Below are 17,842 nucleotides of genomic sequence, written 5' to 3' on the forward strand. Positions count from 1 at the left end.
CGGGACGTGGCGCAGCTTGGTAGCGCACTTGACTGGGGGTCAAGGGGTCGCTGGTTCGAATCCAGTCGTCCCGACCAGAAGTTTGCAGGTCAGGCACCTAGTGCCTGACCTTTTTTTATGCTGGGTCACCAGATGGGTCACGAATGGGTCACCGGCTGTTTTTTTAGATGATAAAGACATGCCTTTCTACCTGCCGCGCCCAACCCGGATATAGCCCCTCAAATCGCCTCTCATGGGCTGGGGTGGGGGATTGCGATCAGTTCCCGCACGGCGAGCCCCGTCACTGCGGCTCATAGTTCGTCAACAGCACCTCCACCACCGGTTGGCTCGGCCGCCACGTGCGCATGTCCCTTCCGCAACCCAATCACACGCACGAAAAACCTATCAAGCCAGAAGATTGATGTGGCAAAAAAGAAGAAGAGGCATTACATCCCTCCTTCCGGACAGCCTGTATCCCGGTTCCCTGCCTGCCAGTTCGCCCTCCCCGAAACCCTCGGGGCGCTATGGGGTCGAGCCCCTCCGCATGGAAAATTCTATCGCGGCCATGCCCGCTATGCGTGTCACGCACACCACGCCAAACGTCAGGTTTACCAGCCGGGACTGAGCCCTCTTTCGAGAGCAGGGTTATATTAGCATCTACAAACTCGAAAAACCCTGCCGCATTTGAGGAGTACCAAGAAAAAGGTCTACACCTTGAATATCAACCTCATCCGAACACCTCCCGCATTCATCCGAACAAGTACGGATGAATGCGGGAATCCGATACCCTGAGGGCCGGATCGGCCGAGCCACTGGGCACAAGCGGGACACGGTCCAGAGGATGCCGGGGCGCGGGGTCCCGTGCGGGGAGATCGCGAGGGAGCCGGGCAGGTCGCCCTCGACGATGAGCGCAGAGATACCGTCGCGCCCACCCATGAAAAGAGGGTTCCCTCGCAGGCGCCGCATCCGCACGCCCCCGCAAAGAAACCCTCGCACTCGCATCTCTACCTGCGAACCCGCACGTGCCCTCGCGCACGCGCCGCGGCAGCCGCTAGTCGCGGTAGAACGAGCCCATGTAGCGGATGTACTCGTCCTCGGTGTGGTTGGCCTTCCAGTCGTGGACGGAGTCCTTGTTGCGCTGGCCGGCGATGACGGAGAGCTCCTTACCCAGCTTCTCAAAGGCCTCGTCGACGCACTCCTCGGGGGTGAGGGCGATCTTCATGACGGACTCGCCCTGCGGGCCGCCGGGGAGGTTGGACAGCAGGCTGGGGGTTAGGGTGGTGCCGAGGGTGATGACCTCGACGTCGACACCGGTGCCCTCGCACTCGCAGGCCACGGCCTCGGTCATCTTGAGGATGAAGGCCTTGCCCGCGCCGTACTGGCCGTTCCAGGGGCTGGAGCTGATGCCGGTCATCGACGAGACGTTGATCACGGCGCCGCGGTCCTGGGTGGCAAAGATCCGCATGTAGTGGTGGAAGCACTTGAGGAAGGTCACGACGTTGACGTTGATCATGGCCTCGTGCTTCTCCCAGGGGGTGTCCTGGATCTTGCCGAAGCTGTGCAGGCAGGCAACGTAGCTCATGAAGCCCATGTCCAGGCCCTCGGTCGCGGCGAAGACGGTCTCGGCCGCGCCGGGCTGGCTAAAGTCGGCGCGCACGACCTTGGTCTCCACGCCGTAGGTCTCGCGGATCTCGCCGGCGAGCACGTTCAGCTTCTCCTCGCGACGGCCGACCATGACGACATTCATGCCGCCGGCGGCGATCTTCTCGCAGAACGCCTTGCCGACGCCCTCGGTCGCGCCCAGGATCACGCCCCACTCACCGTACTTCTCCCTCAGGTTCATGCTGCATCCTCTCTCTCGATGCCCATGCGGGCACATCTCCTTTAGCGTGCGGCCGCACAGCCGCACACGGTGCACCATTATGCGCTGAACAAGAGGGGAGCGTGTTCACGACTTTGCGAACGAGCCCGTAACAACGATGAACGGTGTCGGTCTATCACCGCGAAGAAACCCTTGCGGCATCGAGAGAGGAGGTGCTGGCAGGTGGAACCAAAAGGTGAACGCCGCCATCTCTAGCTCCACCTTATCGGGTTTCCCGTCGCAAGCGATGCTTCAAAGAGCTTGCGCAGCGAAACGTTGGCGAAGGTCCAGGACCACGCTTTGCTGCTGCCCACTGTGACTCGGCCCTCGGCTCTGCGTAGAACCCGAAGCCGCTTTTGCAGTCGATGCGATTGACCCCGTCGAGGTCGGTGAGGGTGTAGCTTTCGCCCTCTCCATCCTGGCTCGAGCGTCCCTTGCGCTCGAAAGCAAAGTGACTTGACGCGAAGAGCACCTCACCAGCGCCGTTATTTTTTGGCATCTTTGGGGGCTGATGTACACAAATGCGACTCCACGTGCCGACCAGCAACGTCCTCCACATGTCTGGACTCTCTATGCTTGCGCTGGATAGACATCGCCGGAACGGGTATAGTATCGAAAGTTTTGTCGTTAACCAGCGGGGGAGTCCTGTGGGCATCAAAAAGAAGATCAAAAAGGAGCTTATCGGCACTTCCGATTACCCGTCGAATAAGATCTTTACGATCTCCAATTTCATCACCTTTACGCGCCTGATCCTCACCCTGGTATTTCTGTACCTGTTTGTGACGGATAACAACCGTGTCATCGCCATCGTTATCTACGCCGTTGCCGCCTCCACCGACTGGATGGACGGTCAGATCGCCCGCATGACTAAGACGGTCTCGTGGCTCGGCAAGGTCATGGATCCCATTTGCGACCGTGCGCTGCTGTTCACCGGCGTACTTGGACTGGTGGTCCGCGGAGAGCTGCCCATCTGGGTCTGCGTACTCATTATTGGCCGCGACATCTATCTGGGAATCGGCACGCTTATCGTGCGTCATTATCACCGTCGCCCCATCGATGTGGTCTTTCCCGGAAAGATTGCCACGGCGCTGCTCATGACCGGCTTCTCACTCATGCTGCTCGGTTTCCCCGTTATTGACGGCCTGCACCTTTTATCTTCAACCCTTACGGCCTTCCCGGGCCTCAACGGAAGCTCGGTGCCCCTCGGCATCTTCTTTGTGTACGGCGGCGTGATCTTCTCCATGCTCACGGCTGTCATCTACTCCATTAAGGGCGGAGTGACCATTAAACAGGCTCTCGCGCATCCCGAGGACGAGGACATCGACTTTCTGAACCCTGAAATCGAAGACTGATTCGTTGGGGTATGATTACGTACGGTTCATTATTTGCGGCACGTCCGCGATAAGTTAGGGGTTGTCATGGACAACATGGTTAACAATATGCCTCAGAATGATAAGACTGCTGACGCTACCTGCGTATTCCGCGTGCCTTCAAGCGACGTCACCGTTCCCGACCTCATGGCCAACGTGCGCATCACCGCCCCCGTCCTGTCCATCGTCAAGGGTCCGCAGACTGGTGCCGCCTTTGAGCTCGAGGACGACGTGACCACCATCGGCCGCGATCCCGCGAACGGCATCTTCCTTAATGACATGACCGTTTCGCGCAGCCACGCGCGCATTATTCGCGAGGGCCTCGGCGCTCGCATCGAGGACCTGGGCTCGCTCAATGGTACCTGGGTCGACGGTGCCATTGTCAATGCAGCCCCGCTGCACGACGGTTCTTCCGTTCAGATCGGTACGTTTACGCTCATCTACCACGAGAGCACGCCGGAGCGCATCGAAACCGGTGAGTAGGGCATGGCCGAACGCAACTATCTGAGTATCGGCCAAGTCGTCAACCTACTTCGAGGCGCATACCCCGATCTTTCGAACTCAAAAATTAGATTTCTAGAGGATGAGGGGCTCATTACCCCTCATCGTACGCCTAAGGGATACCGTCAGTACTCCAAGGAGGACGTTGATCGCCTAGAGGTCATTCTGCACTTGCAGAAGACTCGCTACATGCCGCTCAATGTGATTAAGCAGCGCTTGGAAAACGCCACGGACCTGTCAACGCTCGCCTACGAGGTGGGCTTGCTGTCCGATGTTCCGCTCAAGACGGAGCCCAAGGAGACTAAGCAAAAGCTGCATCCCATCGAGACCATTCCCGATATGCTGGGCGTCGAGATTTCGTTTATCCGCTCGCTCGCCGAGAACGACCTCATTCGCATCATCAAGAGTCCGCAGAATCGTGAGCTCGTCGATGGCCGAGATTTCCCGATCATCCGCTACTGCTCCGAGCTGTCACGCTTCCATATCGAGCCGCGCAACCTGCGTCAGTACGTGTCTTCCGCCAACCGCGAGTCCTCCATGTTTGAGCAGGTGCTCGTGAGCATGCTCGGAATGGATACCTCCGATGACGAGCGCGACGCCAAGCTCGAACGTGCGTTTAAGAAGCTTCACGACCTAACGGAAGGTGTGCACACCGCACTGCTCAAGAACCGCGTTTTTGAGTCGCTCAACGCCGTGGTCGAGGACGCCGACATCGATGCACTCGATGAGGAAATCACTCGTTCCGAGTCCACCAAGGCCAAAAACGAAGAGATAGCTGCGCCGGCTCCACACGAGGATTCTCTCGTAAAGCCGCTCAAGGTTGTCGCCCCTTCGCACTCCGGAACCGCCACCGCGGGCAAATAACAGCTGCTGTAATTTCGGCAACCCATTGAAAGGTCATGCAATGTACGACTTCGAATCTCAAATCGTCGATATCCCCGACTATCCCGAGCCCGGAGTCATCTTTAAGGACATCACGCCGCTCTTTGGCAATCCCGAGGCGCTCAAAGCCATGACCGATGCCCTCGCCGAGCACTTTGCCGGCATGGGAATCACCAAGGTCGTGGGTCCCGAGGCTCGCGGCTTTATGGTTGGCGTACCGGTGGCTGTAGCCCTTGGCGCTGGCTTTGTTCCTGCACGTAAACCGGGCAAGCTGCCGCGTGAGACCGTAAGCCAGAGCTACGAGCTCGAGTACGGCACCGATTCAATTGAGATCCATGCCGACGCTATCAGCTCTAAAGATACCGTGTTGATTCTGGACGACTTGGTCGCGACGGGCGGAACCGTCGAGGCAACAGGTAAACTGGTGCGAGATATGGGCGCAAAGCTTGTCGGTTACGGTTGTATCCTTGAGCTTGCGTTTCTCAACCCGCGCGAGAAGCTCACGCCGTCTAATGACGATGTGGAGCTCTTTAGCCTGGTGACGGTGGACTAGCCGTTACCCTTAGTTACTGGAAAGGAAGCTACATGCGCACAGCAAACACGCACAAAAACATGGCACGCTGCGCTGCTACGGCAACCCTCGCTTGTGTTTTGGGCTTGGGCCTCGCGGCTCCTGCCTACGCCGATACCGCATCCGACCTTGCCGCTGCTCGTACGAAGCTCGAGCAGATCGGTACGCAAACCCAGCAGATTTACGATGAGCTCGCCACGCAAACGCAGGCGCTCGATCAGACTGCCGGCGAGATCACGCAAAAACAGCAGGAGATCGCCGATGGCCAGGCCAAGCTCTCGACCTATGTCGCCGGCGAGTACAAAACCGGCGGTCTGAGCCTGCTTCAGGTTCTGACGGGTGTCGATGACCTGAGCGATATGCTCAACCGTCTGTTCTACTACGGCAAAGTTTCCGATAAGCAGGCTCAGACCATTCAAGAGGTCAAGGAGCTTAAGCAGCAGCTCACCGATAAGCAGGCCGAGCAGGAAAAGAACGTCGCCGCCACGCAAAAGAAGGTCGACGAGCTTAACGCCCAGCAGGCTGAAGCCCAGAACGTCGTAAACTCCCTGGATTCGCAGCTGCAAGCCGAGCTTGCCGCAGAGGCCGAGGCCAACGCCGCGCTGCAGGCCGGCATCAACGCCAGCACCGCCGAGAAGGCCACGGTGAGCAACGAGACTGCCGGTACGACCGAGAAGACCAACAACGGTGGCCAGACCAGCAATAACAACAACCAGGGCGGCAACACTCCGGCTCCTACGCCGGCACCTGCTCCGACGCCGCAGCCCTCCACGCCCGCTCCAGCTCCGACGCCTTCTGCTCCGAGCCAGTCCGTCGACGGCGGTTCTGTTGTATCGCGTGCATACAGTAAGCTTGGTTGCGCTTATTCCTGGGGCGGAATTGGCCCGAACAGCTTCGACTGCTCTGGTTTTGTTAGCTATTGCCTCACTGGTCGCTATTGCCGCCTGGGCACCACGGGTACCTTTATGGGCTGGACGCGTGTGTCCGATCCGCAGCCCGGTGACGTTGTGGTCAACTCGTACCACACCGGCATTTACATCGGTGGTGGTCAGATGATTCATGCTTCCGACTACAACACGGGTGTTATCATCAGCTCCGTTGCCGCCGGCATGAACAATAACTACATCTTCGTGCGCTACTAAGTATTCAGATAAAGCAATCGGATATGGACCTCGTGGCTTTGAGTCATGGGGTCCATTCTTTTACCTTTCGTGCAGGTCGCTATCTAGTTTTGAATACTAGATAGCGACCCAATCGGTCTGCAAGATGGCTATAATTGTTAGGGAACAATTAGAAAGGACCCTCTATGAGCTGGGCACTTATCTCCGATTCAAGCTGCAACCTCCGCGATTGGCAACCGACCGCGCCCCATACCACCTTTTCATTTGCGCCCCTCAAAATTCGAGTGGGGGAGCGTGAATTCGTCGATGACCTTTCGCTTGATGTTCATGAGCTCAACTGCGCTGTTCAGGCGGAGACGAACGCTTCTTCGAGCGCTTGTCCCAGCGTAGGGGAGTGGGCCGAGCTCTTCAAATTGGCAGACAAGACCATCTGCATGCCGATCTCTGAGGGCGTGTCGGGCAGCTACAACGCGGCAGCCACGGCTCGCGATATGGTTCTTGCCGAGGAACCGGACCGACAGATTCATCTAGTCAATTCACGCGCAGCTGGCGGCAAAATGGACCTCATTTTCCTGCTGTTCGACCGCTATCTTGCAAGCAACCCGAATGTCTCATTCGAGGATGCTTGCGCATACTTCGATAGTCTTGAACAGAACAGCAAAATCCTCTTCAGTTTGTGCAATTACGAAAACCTCGCCAAAGCCGGACGTATCCCTAAGGCAGCCGGCGTCATTGCCAACAAGCTCAATATCCGCATTTTGGGCACGGCGAGCGAGGCCGGTAAAATCGAACTCGTCGGGCACACGCGTGGCGAAAAGAAGATGCTCAACAAGATCATCGATACCATGGAAGCCGAGGGTTTTACGGGCGGTGAGGTCATCATCGATCACGTTGAGAACGAAGCTGGAGCCCAGGCGCTTACTGACCGCATAGTCGAGCATTGGCCCGGCTCCAAAACCATCATCATGCCCTGTAACGGGCTAGATTCATACTATGCCGAAATGCATGGGCTCATTATCGGCTACGGCATGGGCGTGGCTTCGGGCAAATAAAGTCCAATCAAGCAAAAATACGGGCGGTACAAAGCGACAGATGGCTTTTTGTACCGCCCGTTTTATACGTCGGCTAGCTATTAAACCCGTTGAACTTGAGATAGCTCATCAAGTAAGCCTTCGAAACGAAGGACGATACCGCGCTACGCACAAGCAGCGACTCACGCGTTACCTGATGCGCCGTATCGGGCACGGGAGTCTGCTCGACGGAAAACGCCGCACGAATCGATGCCTCGAGCTGATCGACCACATAATCAAAGGCCGTCGGGGCATCGTAGCTCAAACGCTGAATGTTAAAGAGTGCCTGTACCGCAGCAATAGGTAGCACCTGTTTAAAGATGCAGATAGCGATCAGGCGGGCAATCTGCTCACGGCCATATTGCTTTTTGACCGGAGCAGGCACCAGACCGACCTTCACGTAGTTATTGATCATCGATGGCGTAATGACAGGCTGCTCAACGCAAATAGACAGCGGCTCCATCCACAGCGCAACATACTCAATGACCTGGTCGCGGTAGAGCGTCACATTGGGCAACTGGTCATAGCGCGGCAGACTCAACGTATTGAGTTTGCGCACGATATCGGACTGAATAAATGCATCGGGCAGCACAGTGGGCTGAATATCCTCAGGCTTAATGCTGACCGACGAATCGGACATCGGGATAACGCGTTTGGCGTGGTTCATAAGGATCCTCCGTTCATTAGCTATATTGTATTCTAGGTTATCTAGTTTTGCATACTATATAGCAGGAAAGTAAAAGTGGTTGGACAGCACATTGATGCACCGTCCAACCACTTTGTTTTAAAGATAGCAACCTTACATAAGATATATTATCGTACTTATCCGCGGAGAAACGCGTATGCGCCCGTTGCTGCTATGGCTCCGTCAGAAACGGCGGTCACAACCTGACGTAAGCGCTTGGAACGGATATCGCCAGCAGCAAATAGACCTGGCGTGCGGGTCGCCATGGATTCATCAGTCAGAATGCCGCCATCAGGCGCCAGATCGACAAGATGCTCAACAAGCTCGGTATGGGGTTGCGTCCCGGTAAAGACAAAGATGCCAAACGAGCCAGGCTCAAAGGTCTCAGCATGCGTCTTACCGCTTGCATTGTCCTTGAACGTAATTGTCGTGGGCATCGCTTCACCAGAAAGCTCAACAATACTAGTTTGGTACCTAACTGTAATATTGTCCTTTTTGAGTACTTTCTGAACAACACCATCAGGCGCACGGAACTGGTCGCGGCGCAGCACGATGGTCACACTGCTGGCAATGTCTGACAGGAACAGTGCCTCTTCGCATGCCGAATTGCCACCACCGATTACAAAGACCTGTTTGCCGCGGAAGAACATGCCGTCACATGTTGCGCAATATGAAACGCCACGACCGCGATAGGTATCCTCGCCAGCGAAACCTGCCGGACGCGGCGTGGCACCCATGCAAGCGATAACGCTCGAGGCAAGCGTATCGCCCATATCGTGATGCACCGTAAACAGCGCTGCATCGGCATCGTAATCGATACCCGTAACCATGCTCCATGTAACCTGCGCTCCCAGCCCCTCTGCATGTTGCTGAAAACGCTCGCCGAGTTCGGCGCCACTCAAGAGCGGAATGCCCGGATAGTTCTCGACCTCATTGGTCGTGGCGATCTGTCCACCCGACATGCCCTGCTCAATCACGGTCGTCGTCAGGTTGGCACGCGCAGCGTAAATGGCGGCAGCATAGCCCGCGGGGCCTCCACCGATAATCGCAACATCAATCGGCTGATCGGTAGTCATGAAGAATCCTCTCGTCGAAACGTTGTCGTTCTTTGCGCTCATACCCAAATTTACGTGAACATGACACTCATGCACTACAATGATAAATCGCGTAACAAAGCTGAAGGGGAGTTATCGATGGATCAAACGCAGACGAGCAATAGCGCTCCCCTGCCCATGCAAGCCACTCCCCAACCGGAGCAAATGACCGTTTTACCTGCACAAAAACCCCTGGTAACCATTGTGCACGCATCAGTTGGATCGGGCCACAAAGCCGCCGCCAACGCGATTGCACAAGCATTTGACCTTATCCGCGGCACCAAGGGAATCCCTGAGGATATTGAAATTGAAGTGCTCGATATCCTTGATTTTGGACGTATTAAATTCGACGGCAATAAGACCGCGGCTTCTTTTACGGGAGCAACACGCCCCATTTACGACCTGACCTGGCGATATACGCTTACGGGGCATCTTCTCTGGGGTGGCGGCACGGCATGGTCGCGAATTATGTTCCCCGCCTTCAACGAATATATTCGTCGCCGCAGGCCTATAGCCGTGGTCGCAACGCACATCACAGCAGCCAATGTTGCCGTGGGTGCCCGCGTTATTACGGGTATCGATTATCCGGTCATCTGCGTACCAACAGACTATGAAGTCGAAGGCTTTTGGCCCCACAAGGACACCGACCTGTTCTGCGTGGCCAACGAGTTTATGGCCGAAACGCTGCGCCCCCGCAAAGTTCCCGAGTCAAAGATCCGCATAACGGGCATCCCCATCCGAGCCGGTTTCGATTCAAATTACGATCGCGAGGAAGAGCTGAGCAAGTTCAATCTCCCCATAGACAAAACCGTCGTATTGGTGATGGCCGGCGCCAGTTTGCCCCAACCATACGTGCGTTTCCGTGCCGCGATGGACCACACGCTCCCCTTCTTACGCAGCTTTGAGGACATGCACTTTGTCTTTTTACCGGGCAAGGATAAGGAATACGCCGCCCGACTCAAGACGCTCTTCGACGCCATGAAGCTCGACAACGTCACGGTTCTGGACTACGTGGACGACATGGCGGCCCTCATGCACGGCTGCGACCTGGCAATCCTCAAATCAGGCGGACTCACGGTCACCGAGTGCCTGTGCGCTCATCTGCCGATGATCCTGCTGGGCAAATCATACGGTCAGGAAAAGGCCAACACCACGATGCTTACCGGCATGGGCGCCAGCATGCACGTCACCACCGCACGTGAACTCATCGTAACCCTACGTCACTTGCACGACCATCCCGAATCACTCAAAGCCCTACTCATCAACGGCGAAGTACTACGCCGCCCCCACGCAGCCGAAGACATAGCCATCGCCACCATGGAGCTCGAAGGCAAACCCCAAAATCGCAAACGAGCCTTCTGCCGCTTCTACTGGGGAGGAAAGCCCGCGCATATCCGCTAGTCGAATGTCCGCCGCTCTGCCGGAGCCGCCCTTATATCATTCCATGCTCAAACATTCTCGCTTCGCTGCGAAACTGCGCGTGGAACGATATAAGGGCGGCTCCGGCAGAGCGGCTGCGTTTACTTACTAGCAGCTACTTCGGTATCCCCTCCATTAGAACCTGCAAAGGTAAAACAGGAAAATATAAATACAGTAAGCCGATGCGACAAAGGGACAGCCCCTTTGTCGCATCGGCTTACTAGAAAAGTAAATATTGTTTCAAGCGAGTAGCCGCCCGCCCGGGGCTTACCTATATCGTTCCACGCGCAGTTTCGCAGCGAGCGAAGCGACGCGAGAATGTTTGAGCATGGAATGATATAGGTAAGCCCCGGGCGGGAGGGATACGAGCGCCCCTAGGCGACGCCGCTGGAGCCGAAGCCTCCGTTGCCTCGGTCGGTTTCGTCTAGTTCTTCTACTTCTATGAGGTTAACCGTGGGGACTTCTTGGATGACGAGTTGGGCTATGCGGTCGCCTTTGTTGATTTGGATGTTGTTTGAGGGGTCCAGGTTGATGAGGATAACCTTGAGTTCTCCTCGGTAGTGGGCGTCGATGAGGCCAGGCGTATTGACTATAGACAGGCCCTGCTTGATGGCGAGACCGCTGCGGGGCTGGACGAAGCCGGCGTAGCCATCGGGCAGGGCGATGGCCAGCCCGGTAGAGACCAGACGACGTTCGAAGGGCTTCAGGACGCAGTCCTCGTTGGAGCGCAGATCCAAGCCGGCATCGGTGGGATGGGCGTATTTGGGAAGCTCGACGGTGGGGTCGAGACGCTTTATGTTGACGGTAATGCAGGACATGGAATCACCTTAGCTTGTCGAGCTCTTGCAGAAACTCATCGACGTCTTTGAAATCGCGGTAGACCGAGGCAAAGCGGATGTACGCCACCTTATCGATCTTGGCCAAGCGCTTGAGCACCATGTCACCCAACTCATGCGACGTGACGGCCGTCAACGTGCGAGAGCGCAGCTCGACCTCGATATCGTCGATAATCTCATTGAGCTTCTTAGTGTCGATATCGCGCTTGATGGTGGCACGCATCAAGCCGACGAGCAGCTTATTGCGATCGAACCGCTGCTTAGTTCCGTCCGACTTAATGACCTCAATTGGGTCTTCGCATCGCTCGAACGTTGTAAAGCGGTAGTTACACGAGCAACATTCGCGACGGCGCTTAATGGTGTTATTTGACTCCTGCATACGGGAATCAACGACGCGGGTATGTGCCTTGCCGCATTTAGGACAGCGCATGGTACCTCCTCTTAAACGATAACAAGAGTACCATGCGCAGCGCGATAATGATTACGAACGAGCAGGAACCTTAAGATGCGCACTGGCGGCGAGCGAACCATGCTCCAGATGATTGACGTTACGGATCATGTCGGAAGTCTCTTGCGTGGAAAGGCCTTCGATTGGATATTCCTCGGCAAGCGACCAAAGAGAATCACCAGGCTGAACGCGAATGGTCTCGTAGGTAACGTTGGAAACGGACTCGGCATACGCGGCGTGACGAGCGCTAAAGACCGACGTAGCGAGGACAAAGAAGAGCGTGAGCGCAACGGCGACGGCAACAATCGTCGAGACCTTCAGGGCAGCGGGAGTCGGCGCGGCAACAGCATACTGAGTGCGAGCAGACTTTACGGGCAAAGGCTGATAACCGGAACGTCCACCCTTGACAACAGTAAAAGCGGGCGCGGCAGGCGTCTCGAGCTTAAGGGCGAGGTTTCCCTGGACCATATTCGTTGCGTTCATCATGTTCTCCTCTCGCGTGTTTTGCTGAGAACAGTTTTATCAAGCCGCGCGGACAAAAATGTCTAGCGCGAGAACGAATGTTCGGTTATTATTATCTTCGAACAGTTGTTCCTGTCAAGCAAAATTCGAACATTTGTTTGACATGGGTAGAGAGGATGCCCTGATGGCTCGCAAAATTACCAAGCGTCAGCAGCAAATTTACGACTTCATCAAGGAATATCAGCAGGAGAAGGGTTATCCGCCCAGCGTGCGCGAGATGGCTTCTGCCGTGGGCCTATCCTCTCCCAGCACCGTGCACGCCCATCTCTCTGCCCTGGAGGCGCGCGGGCTACTCAAGCGCGATGCCACCAAACCGCGCGCCCTGGAACTCTTTAACGAGGACGGTTCCTCTGTCTCAATTTCTAAATCTGACGAGCCCACCGCACCTCGCGGAACGGTCTCGCTACCGCTCGTTGGTCGCGTCGCGGCTGGGATTCCCATTCTGGCCGAGCAGAATATCGAAGACACTTTTACTATCCCGACCGAAATCGCCACTGATCAGGGTTCCTTTATCCTTGAGGTGCATGGGAGCTCAATGATCAATGTCGGCATCTTCAATGGCGATTACATCATCGTCCGTGAACAAAAGAGTGCCATGAACGGCGAAATTGTCGTGGCCATGATTGATGGTTCAGCGACCGTCAAGACGTTCTACAAGGAGCAGGGACGCGTACGCCTGCAGCCCGAGAATGACACCATGGAGCCTATCTATGCAACGAATCCCATCATCTTGGGCAAAGTCGTCGGCTTAATGCGCCGGTTCTCGTAATGCAAAAACGCATCACCATCTTTGATACCGTCCGCGGGTTTACGATGATTTCAATGGCAGGTTTTCACGCTTGCTACGATCTCGCCTACCTGTACGACTGGGATATGCCCTGGTTTACCCAGACCGTCTTTCAAGACATCTGGCGCGCCAGCATCAGCTGGGTATTTTTGTTTATCGCGGGTTGGATGTGCACCCTTTCGCGCAACAATATCAAACGTGCCGCCAAATACGCCTTAGCAGCACTCGTCGTCTGGCTGGCAACAACACTTGTCTCAGTCGACGATTCGGTTAATTTTGGCATCATCTACTGCATGGCCGCATGTACCGGCATCGTGGCGTTGACCGATCCCGTCCTTAAGAAGATATCGGCGAGATGGGGCATGTCGCTATGCCTTGTGTTGTTCGCCCTCACCTGGAGTATCCCCAAAACGATCTACCCTGTCCCCTACCTGGCGTGGCTGGGATTTCCGAGCCTTGGGTTTGTTTCAGGTGATTACTACCCCATCATCCCGTTTATCTTTATGTATCTTGCAGGATACTTCGCCGCACATATAGCGCAGGGAATCGATAAGACCGCCCTAAGCTGGGCCTACGCCAACCCCCTGCCGGCGCTCGCCAGCCTTGGACGTCATGCACTCCCCTTTTATCTGCTGCATCAACCCATTATTCTGGGCTTTTTGGAGCTCGTCTACTCGGTGCGATAACGCTTGAGCCGCGGCGCGATACGGGCCGGCAGCTTCGCCACAATACGAACGCCGTCCTCAAGATATTCCTCGTGCAAAAGGGTTCCCTGCTCATGCACCAGCGTGATGAGGGCGCCCTCGCGATACGGGATATCAGCAGAGAGCAACACATCGGTAGCAGCCGCCTCACGAGCAATACGGTCGACGAAATCGTCGAGTCCCTCGCCCGTCTGGGCCGAGAACAGCACGGCCTCGGGATAGCGACGACGGAAGCTCAGACGATCAACGCTATCGAGAAGATCGATTTTATTGAATACGGTCAGCGTTAAACGCTCTCCAGCGCCGATCTCATCAAGAACGCGGTCGACAGCCTCAAGCTGCCGCTCATAGTCCTCGTCAGACGCATCTACGACTTTGAGAATTAGATCGGCACCCAACACCTCGGACAGCGTCGATTTAAAGGCATCGACCAGACCATGCGGCAGCTTTTGAATAAAGCCGACGGTATCAGTAATCGTCATGCCGCGACCGCCGGGCAGGCGATACGAACGCGTCGTCGGGTCGAGCGTAGCAAACAGCTTGTCCTGCGAAAGTACCGTAGAGCCGGTCAGGCGATTGAGCAACGTCGATTTACCGGCATTGGTATAACCGGCTAACGCGACGCGAAACGCCGGTGACTCAATGCGGCTCTTGGACTGGACATCGCGATGCTGTTCAACCTGCTTGAGCTCACGACGAAGCGCGGCAATCTTATTGCGAATCAAGCGACGGTCAACCTCGAGCTGGCTTTCACCCTGGCCAAAGCGCGAACCGATGCCGCCGCGCGTCTGCTCCTTGGCAAGATGGCTCCAAATGCCACGCAGACGAGGCAACAGATATTGAAGCTGCGCCAGCTGCACCTGTAGACGACCCTCGCGCGTCTGGGCATGCAGGCCGAAAATATCAAGAATGAGCGCCGTGCGATCGATGATCTTAACCGGTTCGCCCACGGCCTTCTCCAGATAGGACTGCTGTGAAGGCGTCAGATCGTCGTCAAAAATAACGACATCGGCATCCATGCGATGCACTAAGCCGCACAGCTCTTCAACCTTGCCGGAACCGATAAACGATTTAGGATAGGGTTTAACCAGTCGCTGCGACAAACGAGCAACACACCGGGCGCCAGCCGTGTGCGCCAGGCGCTCAAGCTCATCGAGCGAGCGATCGAGCGGCCACGCATTGTCGCGCCACTCGACGCCGACAAGAATGGCACGCTCAGGCTCGGGTGCTGTGGGAACGAGGGGAAACCGGGCCATCAGGCAGCCTCGATGCGATGCAAGATATCCTCAACGACCTCATCGACCGTATATTCGTCCATATCGAACCACACAATACGATCGTCGCGCTTAAACCACGAAAGCTGACGCTTGGCATAGCGACGCGAACGCATCTTAATGAGTTCACGAGCCTCATCCATAGTCATCACACCGTTAAAAGCATCAATGATTTCTTTGTAGCCAATCGCCTGCATCGAAGTGAGCGCATCTTCAAGCCCCTGGTCCATAAGGCCACGGACCTCATCAACAAGACCCTGCTCAAACATGAGGTCAACGCGCAGGTTAATGCGCTCGTAAAGCAGCTCACGATTGCGTGTCAAGCCAAACCACAAGGCATGATAATGCTCACATGGAACACTAAACTGTGACTTTTGCTGTGCGTAGGAAACGCCGTCATCATGCATTTCGAGCGCACGAATCACGCGGCGCACATTATGAGGATGAATGACCGCGGCAGACTCAGGATCGCGCTCGGCAAGCAGCTTATGCAGCGCTTCCTCACCAATGCGCTCGGCAAGTTCCTGATAACCCGCACGGCGATCGTCCTCAAGTTCTCCCGAGGGAAAATCCATCTCATCGAGGGCGGCCTTGAGATACAGGCCCGTACCCCCGCAAAACACCGGAAGACGTCCAGACCCGAGCAGGCGCTCAACATGCGCGCGAGCGTCTGCCTGGTAAAGCGCCGCAGAGTACGCGACGCCCGGCTCTACGATGTCAACGAGACGCAGAGGCGCCGTACACTCATCGGGCGTCATCTTTGCGGTGCCGATATCCATACCGCGATAGATTTGCATCGCATCGCACGACAGCACTTCAGACGAAAGGCGAGCGGCCAAACGGTCAGCGACGTCACTTTTACCAACCGCCGTCGGACCGACGATCGCAACGGCGGAAAGACCTGCCCCGGGAGAAATCATTAGCGCGGCTCACCCACAACGGAGCCTGACAAATACCACGTCTTAGCAACGTCGACGTCAACATCAACGATCTTACCGACAAGCTGGTCGATGCTATATCCCTCGGGAATGGGCGCATGAACGGTCTGATTCTTGGGGCTCTTGCCCAGCAGCACCGCATCGTTCTTTTTACTCGTACCCTCAATGAGCGCCGGCACCACGGTATGGAGCTCACCCTGGTTGTACTCGTGCGCTGTCGTCTCGATAACCTTGACCAGACGGTTAAAGCGCTCAAGGATGACCTCGTGCGGTGTGGGATCATCAATCTCGGCGGCCGGGGTACCAGCGCGCTTGGAGTAGATGAAGGTATAGGCCTGGGCATAGCGGACCGTCTCGGCAAGCGAGAGCGTCTGCTCAAAGTCTTCTTCAGTCTCGCCTGGGAAGCCAACGATAATGTCGGTCGAGAGCGCGATATCGGGCATACGGTTGCGAATGCGATCGACCAGGCCCAAATAGTCCTCACGTGTATAACGGCGATTCATCTCTTTGAGGATCCGCGTCGAACCTGACTGGACGGCCAAGTGCAGCTGCGGCATAACGGCAGGCGTCTCGGCCATGGCGTCGATGGTCTCGGGCAACAGGTCCTTGGGATGCGAAGACGTAAAGAAGATGCGCTCCACACCCGTATCGCCCACGGCACGCAGCAGATCGGCAAAACGCGGCTTGCCAAACAGATCGCGACCATATGAGTTAACGTTTTGGCCCAGCAGCGTAATCTCACGCACGCCCTGGCGCACCAAACCGGTCACCTCGTCGACAATCTCCTCGAAGGGGCGGCTCTTTTCGCGACCGCGCACGTACGGCACGATGCAATAGGTGCAGAAATTATTGCAGCCCGTCATGATGGGCACCCAAGCGTGATACTGGGTCTCTCGATGCCACGGCATGCTCATGGCATCCGTATCCTCATGCTCATTGGTGCGGATATGACGCTTGCCGTCAAGGAACGCCTCGGCAATGAGCTCGGCCACATGTGCGATAGAATGCGTGCCAAAGATGACATTGACGTTATCGACGTTGGTGAGCAGTCCCTCGCCATCACGCTGCGCGATGCAGCCGCCCACGGCAACCACACGCTTGCCCGAAGGCGAAGGCGGCAGGCTTTTGCAGGAATTGCACTGACCGTACAGGCGAGTATCGGCGGCCTCGCGCACGCAGCATGTCATGAAGACAACGATATCGGCATGCTCAAGATCGAGCGCCATGAGGCAACCATACGAATCGAGCAGACCGCTCACGCGCTCAGAGTCGTGCTGATTCATCTGGCAGCCAAAGGTGCGGATAAAGTAGGTTTTACCGGCAAGAATATCGCGTACGGAACGCTGATCCATGTGCATAAGTCCTAACGTTGGGGAGCGAAACGAGGCTAGCAGAAGCTATGCCACAGGCTTAACATCATCCATGACGACGTTATCCATAGCAGCTCGATTGATCTGGTGAACGTAGATAGAAAGGCGGATGGCCGTGCGCGACTCCCCGTTAATGAGAATGTCGGAGAACACGGGCGCGCAGGAAATATCAAAACCGGTTGGGATCAAAAAACCGCGCGCGATGGCAACGGCCTTAATGGCCTGGTTGACAGCACCGGCGCCGACACACTGGATGTTGACGGGTACACCATCCTTGACCATGCCGGCGATGGCGCCGGCAACGGACGCGGGCGATGATTTGCTTGATACCTTCAGGCAATCCATGAAGAAACTCCTGCGTTTAAAAGTACGTTTTAACTGCAATAACTGTATCGTACCGAGAGGACTCG

19 protein-coding genes and 1 tRNA gene are annotated in these 17,842 nt (G+C 56.2%); 10 read left to right on the forward strand and 10 right to left on the reverse strand.

Annotation, left to right across the window (positions count from 1 at the left end; translation table 11 throughout):
* Window positions 1-77 (forward strand) — tRNA-Pro (locus AAAX35_RS04015).
* Between the two features lie 953 nt (window positions 78-1,030).
* Here the strand turns inward: AAAX35_RS04015 and AAAX35_RS04020 are convergent.
* A complete protein-coding gene (locus AAAX35_RS04020) occupies window positions 1,031-1,822 on the reverse strand; it encodes an SDR family NAD(P)-dependent oxidoreductase (protein ID WP_349116832.1) in 792 nt (263 codons plus the stop codon).
* A 665-nt stretch (window positions 1,823-2,487) separates the two neighbouring features.
* Between AAAX35_RS04020 and AAAX35_RS04025 the strand changes: the two genes are divergently transcribed.
* From AAAX35_RS04025 to AAAX35_RS04050, 6 genes are all read left to right on the forward strand, one after another.
* Complete coding sequence (locus AAAX35_RS04025; RefSeq protein ID WP_349116833.1) at window positions 2,488-3,192, forward strand: CDP-alcohol phosphatidyltransferase family protein; 705 nt, start codon at window positions 2,488-2,490, stop codon at window positions 3,190-3,192.
* 66 nt (window positions 3,193-3,258) lie between these two features.
* Entirely contained in the window at window positions 3,259-3,693 is a 435-nt protein-coding gene (locus tag AAAX35_RS04030; RefSeq protein WP_006236002.1) for an FHA domain-containing protein, read from the forward strand.
* Between the two features lie 3 nt (window positions 3,694-3,696).
* Entirely contained in the window at window positions 3,697-4,575 is an 879-nt protein-coding gene (locus AAAX35_RS04035; protein WP_349116834.1) for a MerR family transcriptional regulator, read from the forward strand.
* 40 nt (window positions 4,576-4,615) lie between these two features.
* Window positions 4,616-5,146 carry an adenine phosphoribosyltransferase gene (locus AAAX35_RS04040; protein ID WP_118227237.1) on the forward strand — a complete coding sequence of 177 codons (531 nt, stop codon included), beginning with the start codon at window positions 4,616-4,618 and terminating at the stop codon, window positions 5,144-5,146.
* 32 nt (window positions 5,147-5,178) lie between these two features.
* The gene (locus AAAX35_RS04045) at window positions 5,179-6,306 is read left to right on the forward strand and encodes an NlpC/P60 family protein (RefSeq protein ID WP_349116835.1); all 1,128 of its coding nucleotides are present in this window, start codon (window positions 5,179-5,181) and stop codon (window positions 6,304-6,306) included.
* Window positions 6,307-6,470: 164 nt separating this feature from the next.
* Window positions 6,471-7,337: a DegV family protein gene (locus AAAX35_RS04050; RefSeq protein WP_349116836.1), complete on the forward strand. Its 867-nt coding sequence runs from the start codon at window positions 6,471-6,473 to the stop codon at window positions 7,335-7,337.
* Between the two features lie 73 nt (window positions 7,338-7,410).
* Here AAAX35_RS04050 and AAAX35_RS04055 read toward each other — a convergent pair whose 3' ends face one another.
* Entirely contained in the window at window positions 7,411-8,022 is a 612-nt protein-coding gene (locus AAAX35_RS04055; RefSeq protein WP_346981274.1) for a DUF1836 domain-containing protein, read from the reverse strand.
* Window positions 8,023-8,177: 155 nt separating this feature from the next.
* Window positions 8,178-9,116 (reverse strand): FAD-dependent oxidoreductase, encoded by a 939-nt coding sequence (locus tag AAAX35_RS04060; protein ID WP_349091206.1) that lies wholly within the window; start codon window positions 9,114-9,116, stop codon window positions 8,178-8,180.
* Window positions 9,117-9,233: 117 nt separating this feature from the next.
* On the opposite strand from AAAX35_RS04060, the gene AAAX35_RS04065 reads away from it, so the two are divergent.
* Entirely contained in the window at window positions 9,234-10,535 is a 1,302-nt protein-coding gene (locus AAAX35_RS04065) for a glycosyltransferase (protein ID WP_349116837.1), read from the forward strand.
* A 392-nt stretch (window positions 10,536-10,927) separates the two neighbouring features.
* On the opposite strand, the gene dut is transcribed toward AAAX35_RS04065, so the two are convergent.
* From dut to AAAX35_RS04080, 3 genes are read right to left on the reverse strand one after another with little or no spacing between them, the layout of a single operon-like run.
* The gene (gene dut / locus AAAX35_RS04070) at window positions 10,928-11,371 is read right to left on the reverse strand and encodes a dUTP diphosphatase (protein WP_035138481.1); all 444 of its coding nucleotides are present in this window, start codon (window positions 11,369-11,371) and stop codon (window positions 10,928-10,930) included.
* Between the two features lie 4 nt (window positions 11,372-11,375).
* Window positions 11,376-11,819: a transcriptional regulator NrdR gene (gene nrdR, locus AAAX35_RS04075; protein WP_022093781.1), complete on the reverse strand. Its 444-nt coding sequence runs from the start codon at window positions 11,817-11,819 to the stop codon at window positions 11,376-11,378.
* Between the two features lie 51 nt (window positions 11,820-11,870).
* The gene (locus AAAX35_RS04080; RefSeq protein ID WP_035138484.1) at window positions 11,871-12,320 is read right to left on the reverse strand and encodes a LysM peptidoglycan-binding domain-containing protein; all 450 of its coding nucleotides are present in this window, start codon (window positions 12,318-12,320) and stop codon (window positions 11,871-11,873) included.
* 163 nt (window positions 12,321-12,483) lie between these two features.
* Here AAAX35_RS04080 and lexA point away from each other — a divergent pair, with 163 nt between their 5' ends.
* Together lexA and AAAX35_RS04090 are read left to right on the forward strand one after the other, a co-directional pair.
* Window positions 12,484-13,128 (forward strand): transcriptional repressor LexA, encoded by a 645-nt coding sequence (lexA, locus tag AAAX35_RS04085; RefSeq protein WP_035138488.1) that lies wholly within the window; start codon window positions 12,484-12,486, stop codon window positions 13,126-13,128.
* The gene (locus AAAX35_RS04090; RefSeq protein ID WP_035138489.1) at window positions 13,128-13,832 is read left to right on the forward strand and encodes a heparan-alpha-glucosaminide N-acetyltransferase; all 705 of its coding nucleotides are present in this window, start codon (window positions 13,128-13,130) and stop codon (window positions 13,830-13,832) included. The genes lexA and AAAX35_RS04090 overlap by 1 nt, the downstream gene beginning before the upstream one ends.
* Here AAAX35_RS04090 and hflX read toward each other — a convergent pair.
* From hflX to AAAX35_RS04110, 4 genes are read right to left on the reverse strand one after another with little or no spacing between them, the layout of a single operon-like run.
* Window positions 13,817-15,106 (reverse strand): GTPase HflX, encoded by a 1,290-nt coding sequence (gene hflX, locus AAAX35_RS04095; RefSeq protein WP_349116838.1) that lies wholly within the window; start codon window positions 15,104-15,106, stop codon window positions 13,817-13,819. The genes AAAX35_RS04090 and hflX overlap by 16 nt on opposite strands.
* Window positions 15,106-16,044, reverse strand: a complete 939-nt coding sequence (gene miaA / locus AAAX35_RS04100; RefSeq protein WP_055285165.1) for a tRNA (adenosine(37)-N6)-dimethylallyltransferase MiaA — start codon at window positions 16,042-16,044, stop codon at window positions 15,106-15,108. The genes hflX and miaA overlap by 1 nt, the downstream gene beginning before the upstream one ends.
* Window positions 16,044-17,414, reverse strand: coding sequence for a tRNA (N6-isopentenyl adenosine(37)-C2)-methylthiotransferase MiaB (gene miaB, locus AAAX35_RS04105; RefSeq protein ID WP_161115796.1), 1,371 nt, complete (start codon window positions 17,412-17,414; stop codon window positions 16,044-16,046). Before miaB ends, miaA begins: the two co-directional genes overlap by 1 nt.
* 45 nt (window positions 17,415-17,459) lie before the next feature.
* Entirely contained in the window at window positions 17,460-17,777 is a 318-nt protein-coding gene (locus AAAX35_RS04110; RefSeq protein ID WP_006235982.1) for a stage V sporulation protein S, read from the reverse strand.
* Window positions 17,778-17,842 lie beyond the last annotated feature (65 nt).

Origin of the sequence: Collinsella sp. CLA-ER-H11, assembly GCF_040092445.1 — a bacterium.
Taxonomy (GTDB): Bacteria; Actinomycetota; Coriobacteriia; order Coriobacteriales; family Coriobacteriaceae; genus Collinsella.

Excerpts from the sequence above, each read along its gene's own strand:
- AAAX35_RS04020 (WP_349116832.1), bottom strand. The coding sequence starts at position 1,822 with ATGAACCTGAGGGAGAAGTACGGTGAGTGGGGCGTGATCCTGGGCGCG.
- AAAX35_RS04030 (WP_006236002.1), top strand. The coding sequence starts at position 3,259 with ATGGACAACATGGTTAACAATATGCCTCAGAATGATAAGACTGCTGAC.
- AAAX35_RS04035 (WP_349116834.1), top strand. The coding sequence starts at position 3,697 with ATGGCCGAACGCAACTATCTGAGTATCGGCCAAGTCGTCAACCTACTT.
- AAAX35_RS04040 (WP_118227237.1), top strand. The coding sequence starts at position 4,616 with ATGTACGACTTCGAATCTCAAATCGTCGATATCCCCGACTATCCCGAG.
- AAAX35_RS04045 (WP_349116835.1), top strand. The coding sequence starts at position 5,179 with ATGCGCACAGCAAACACGCACAAAAACATGGCACGCTGCGCTGCTACG.
- AAAX35_RS04050 (WP_349116836.1), top strand. The coding sequence starts at position 6,471 with ATGAGCTGGGCACTTATCTCCGATTCAAGCTGCAACCTCCGCGATTGG.
- AAAX35_RS04055 (WP_346981274.1), bottom strand. The coding sequence starts at position 8,022 with ATGAACCACGCCAAACGCGTTATCCCGATGTCCGATTCGTCGGTCAGC.
- AAAX35_RS04060 (WP_349091206.1), bottom strand. The coding sequence starts at position 9,116 with ATGACTACCGATCAGCCGATTGATGTTGCGATTATCGGTGGAGGCCCC.
- AAAX35_RS04065 (WP_349116837.1), top strand. The coding sequence starts at position 9,234 with ATGGATCAAACGCAGACGAGCAATAGCGCTCCCCTGCCCATGCAAGCC.
- dut (WP_035138481.1), bottom strand. The coding sequence starts at position 11,371 with ATGTCCTGCATTACCGTCAACATAAAGCGTCTCGACCCCACCGTCGAG.
- nrdR (WP_022093781.1), bottom strand. The coding sequence starts at position 11,819 with ATGCGCTGTCCTAAATGCGGCAAGGCACATACCCGCGTCGTTGATTCC.
- AAAX35_RS04080 (WP_035138484.1), bottom strand. The coding sequence starts at position 12,320 with ATGAACGCAACGAATATGGTCCAGGGAAACCTCGCCCTTAAGCTCGAG.
- lexA (WP_035138488.1), top strand. The coding sequence starts at position 12,484 with ATGGCTCGCAAAATTACCAAGCGTCAGCAGCAAATTTACGACTTCATC.
- AAAX35_RS04090 (WP_035138489.1), top strand. The coding sequence starts at position 13,128 with ATGCAAAAACGCATCACCATCTTTGATACCGTCCGCGGGTTTACGATG.
- hflX (WP_349116838.1), bottom strand. The coding sequence starts at position 15,106 with ATGGCCCGGTTTCCCCTCGTTCCCACAGCACCCGAGCCTGAGCGTGCC.
- miaA (WP_055285165.1), bottom strand. The coding sequence starts at position 16,044 with ATGATTTCTCCCGGGGCAGGTCTTTCCGCCGTTGCGATCGTCGGTCCG.
- miaB (WP_161115796.1), bottom strand. The coding sequence starts at position 17,414 with ATGGATCAGCGTTCCGTACGCGATATTCTTGCCGGTAAAACCTACTTT.
- AAAX35_RS04110 (WP_006235982.1), bottom strand. The coding sequence starts at position 17,777 with ATGGATTGCCTGAAGGTATCAAGCAAATCATCGCCCGCGTCCGTTGCC.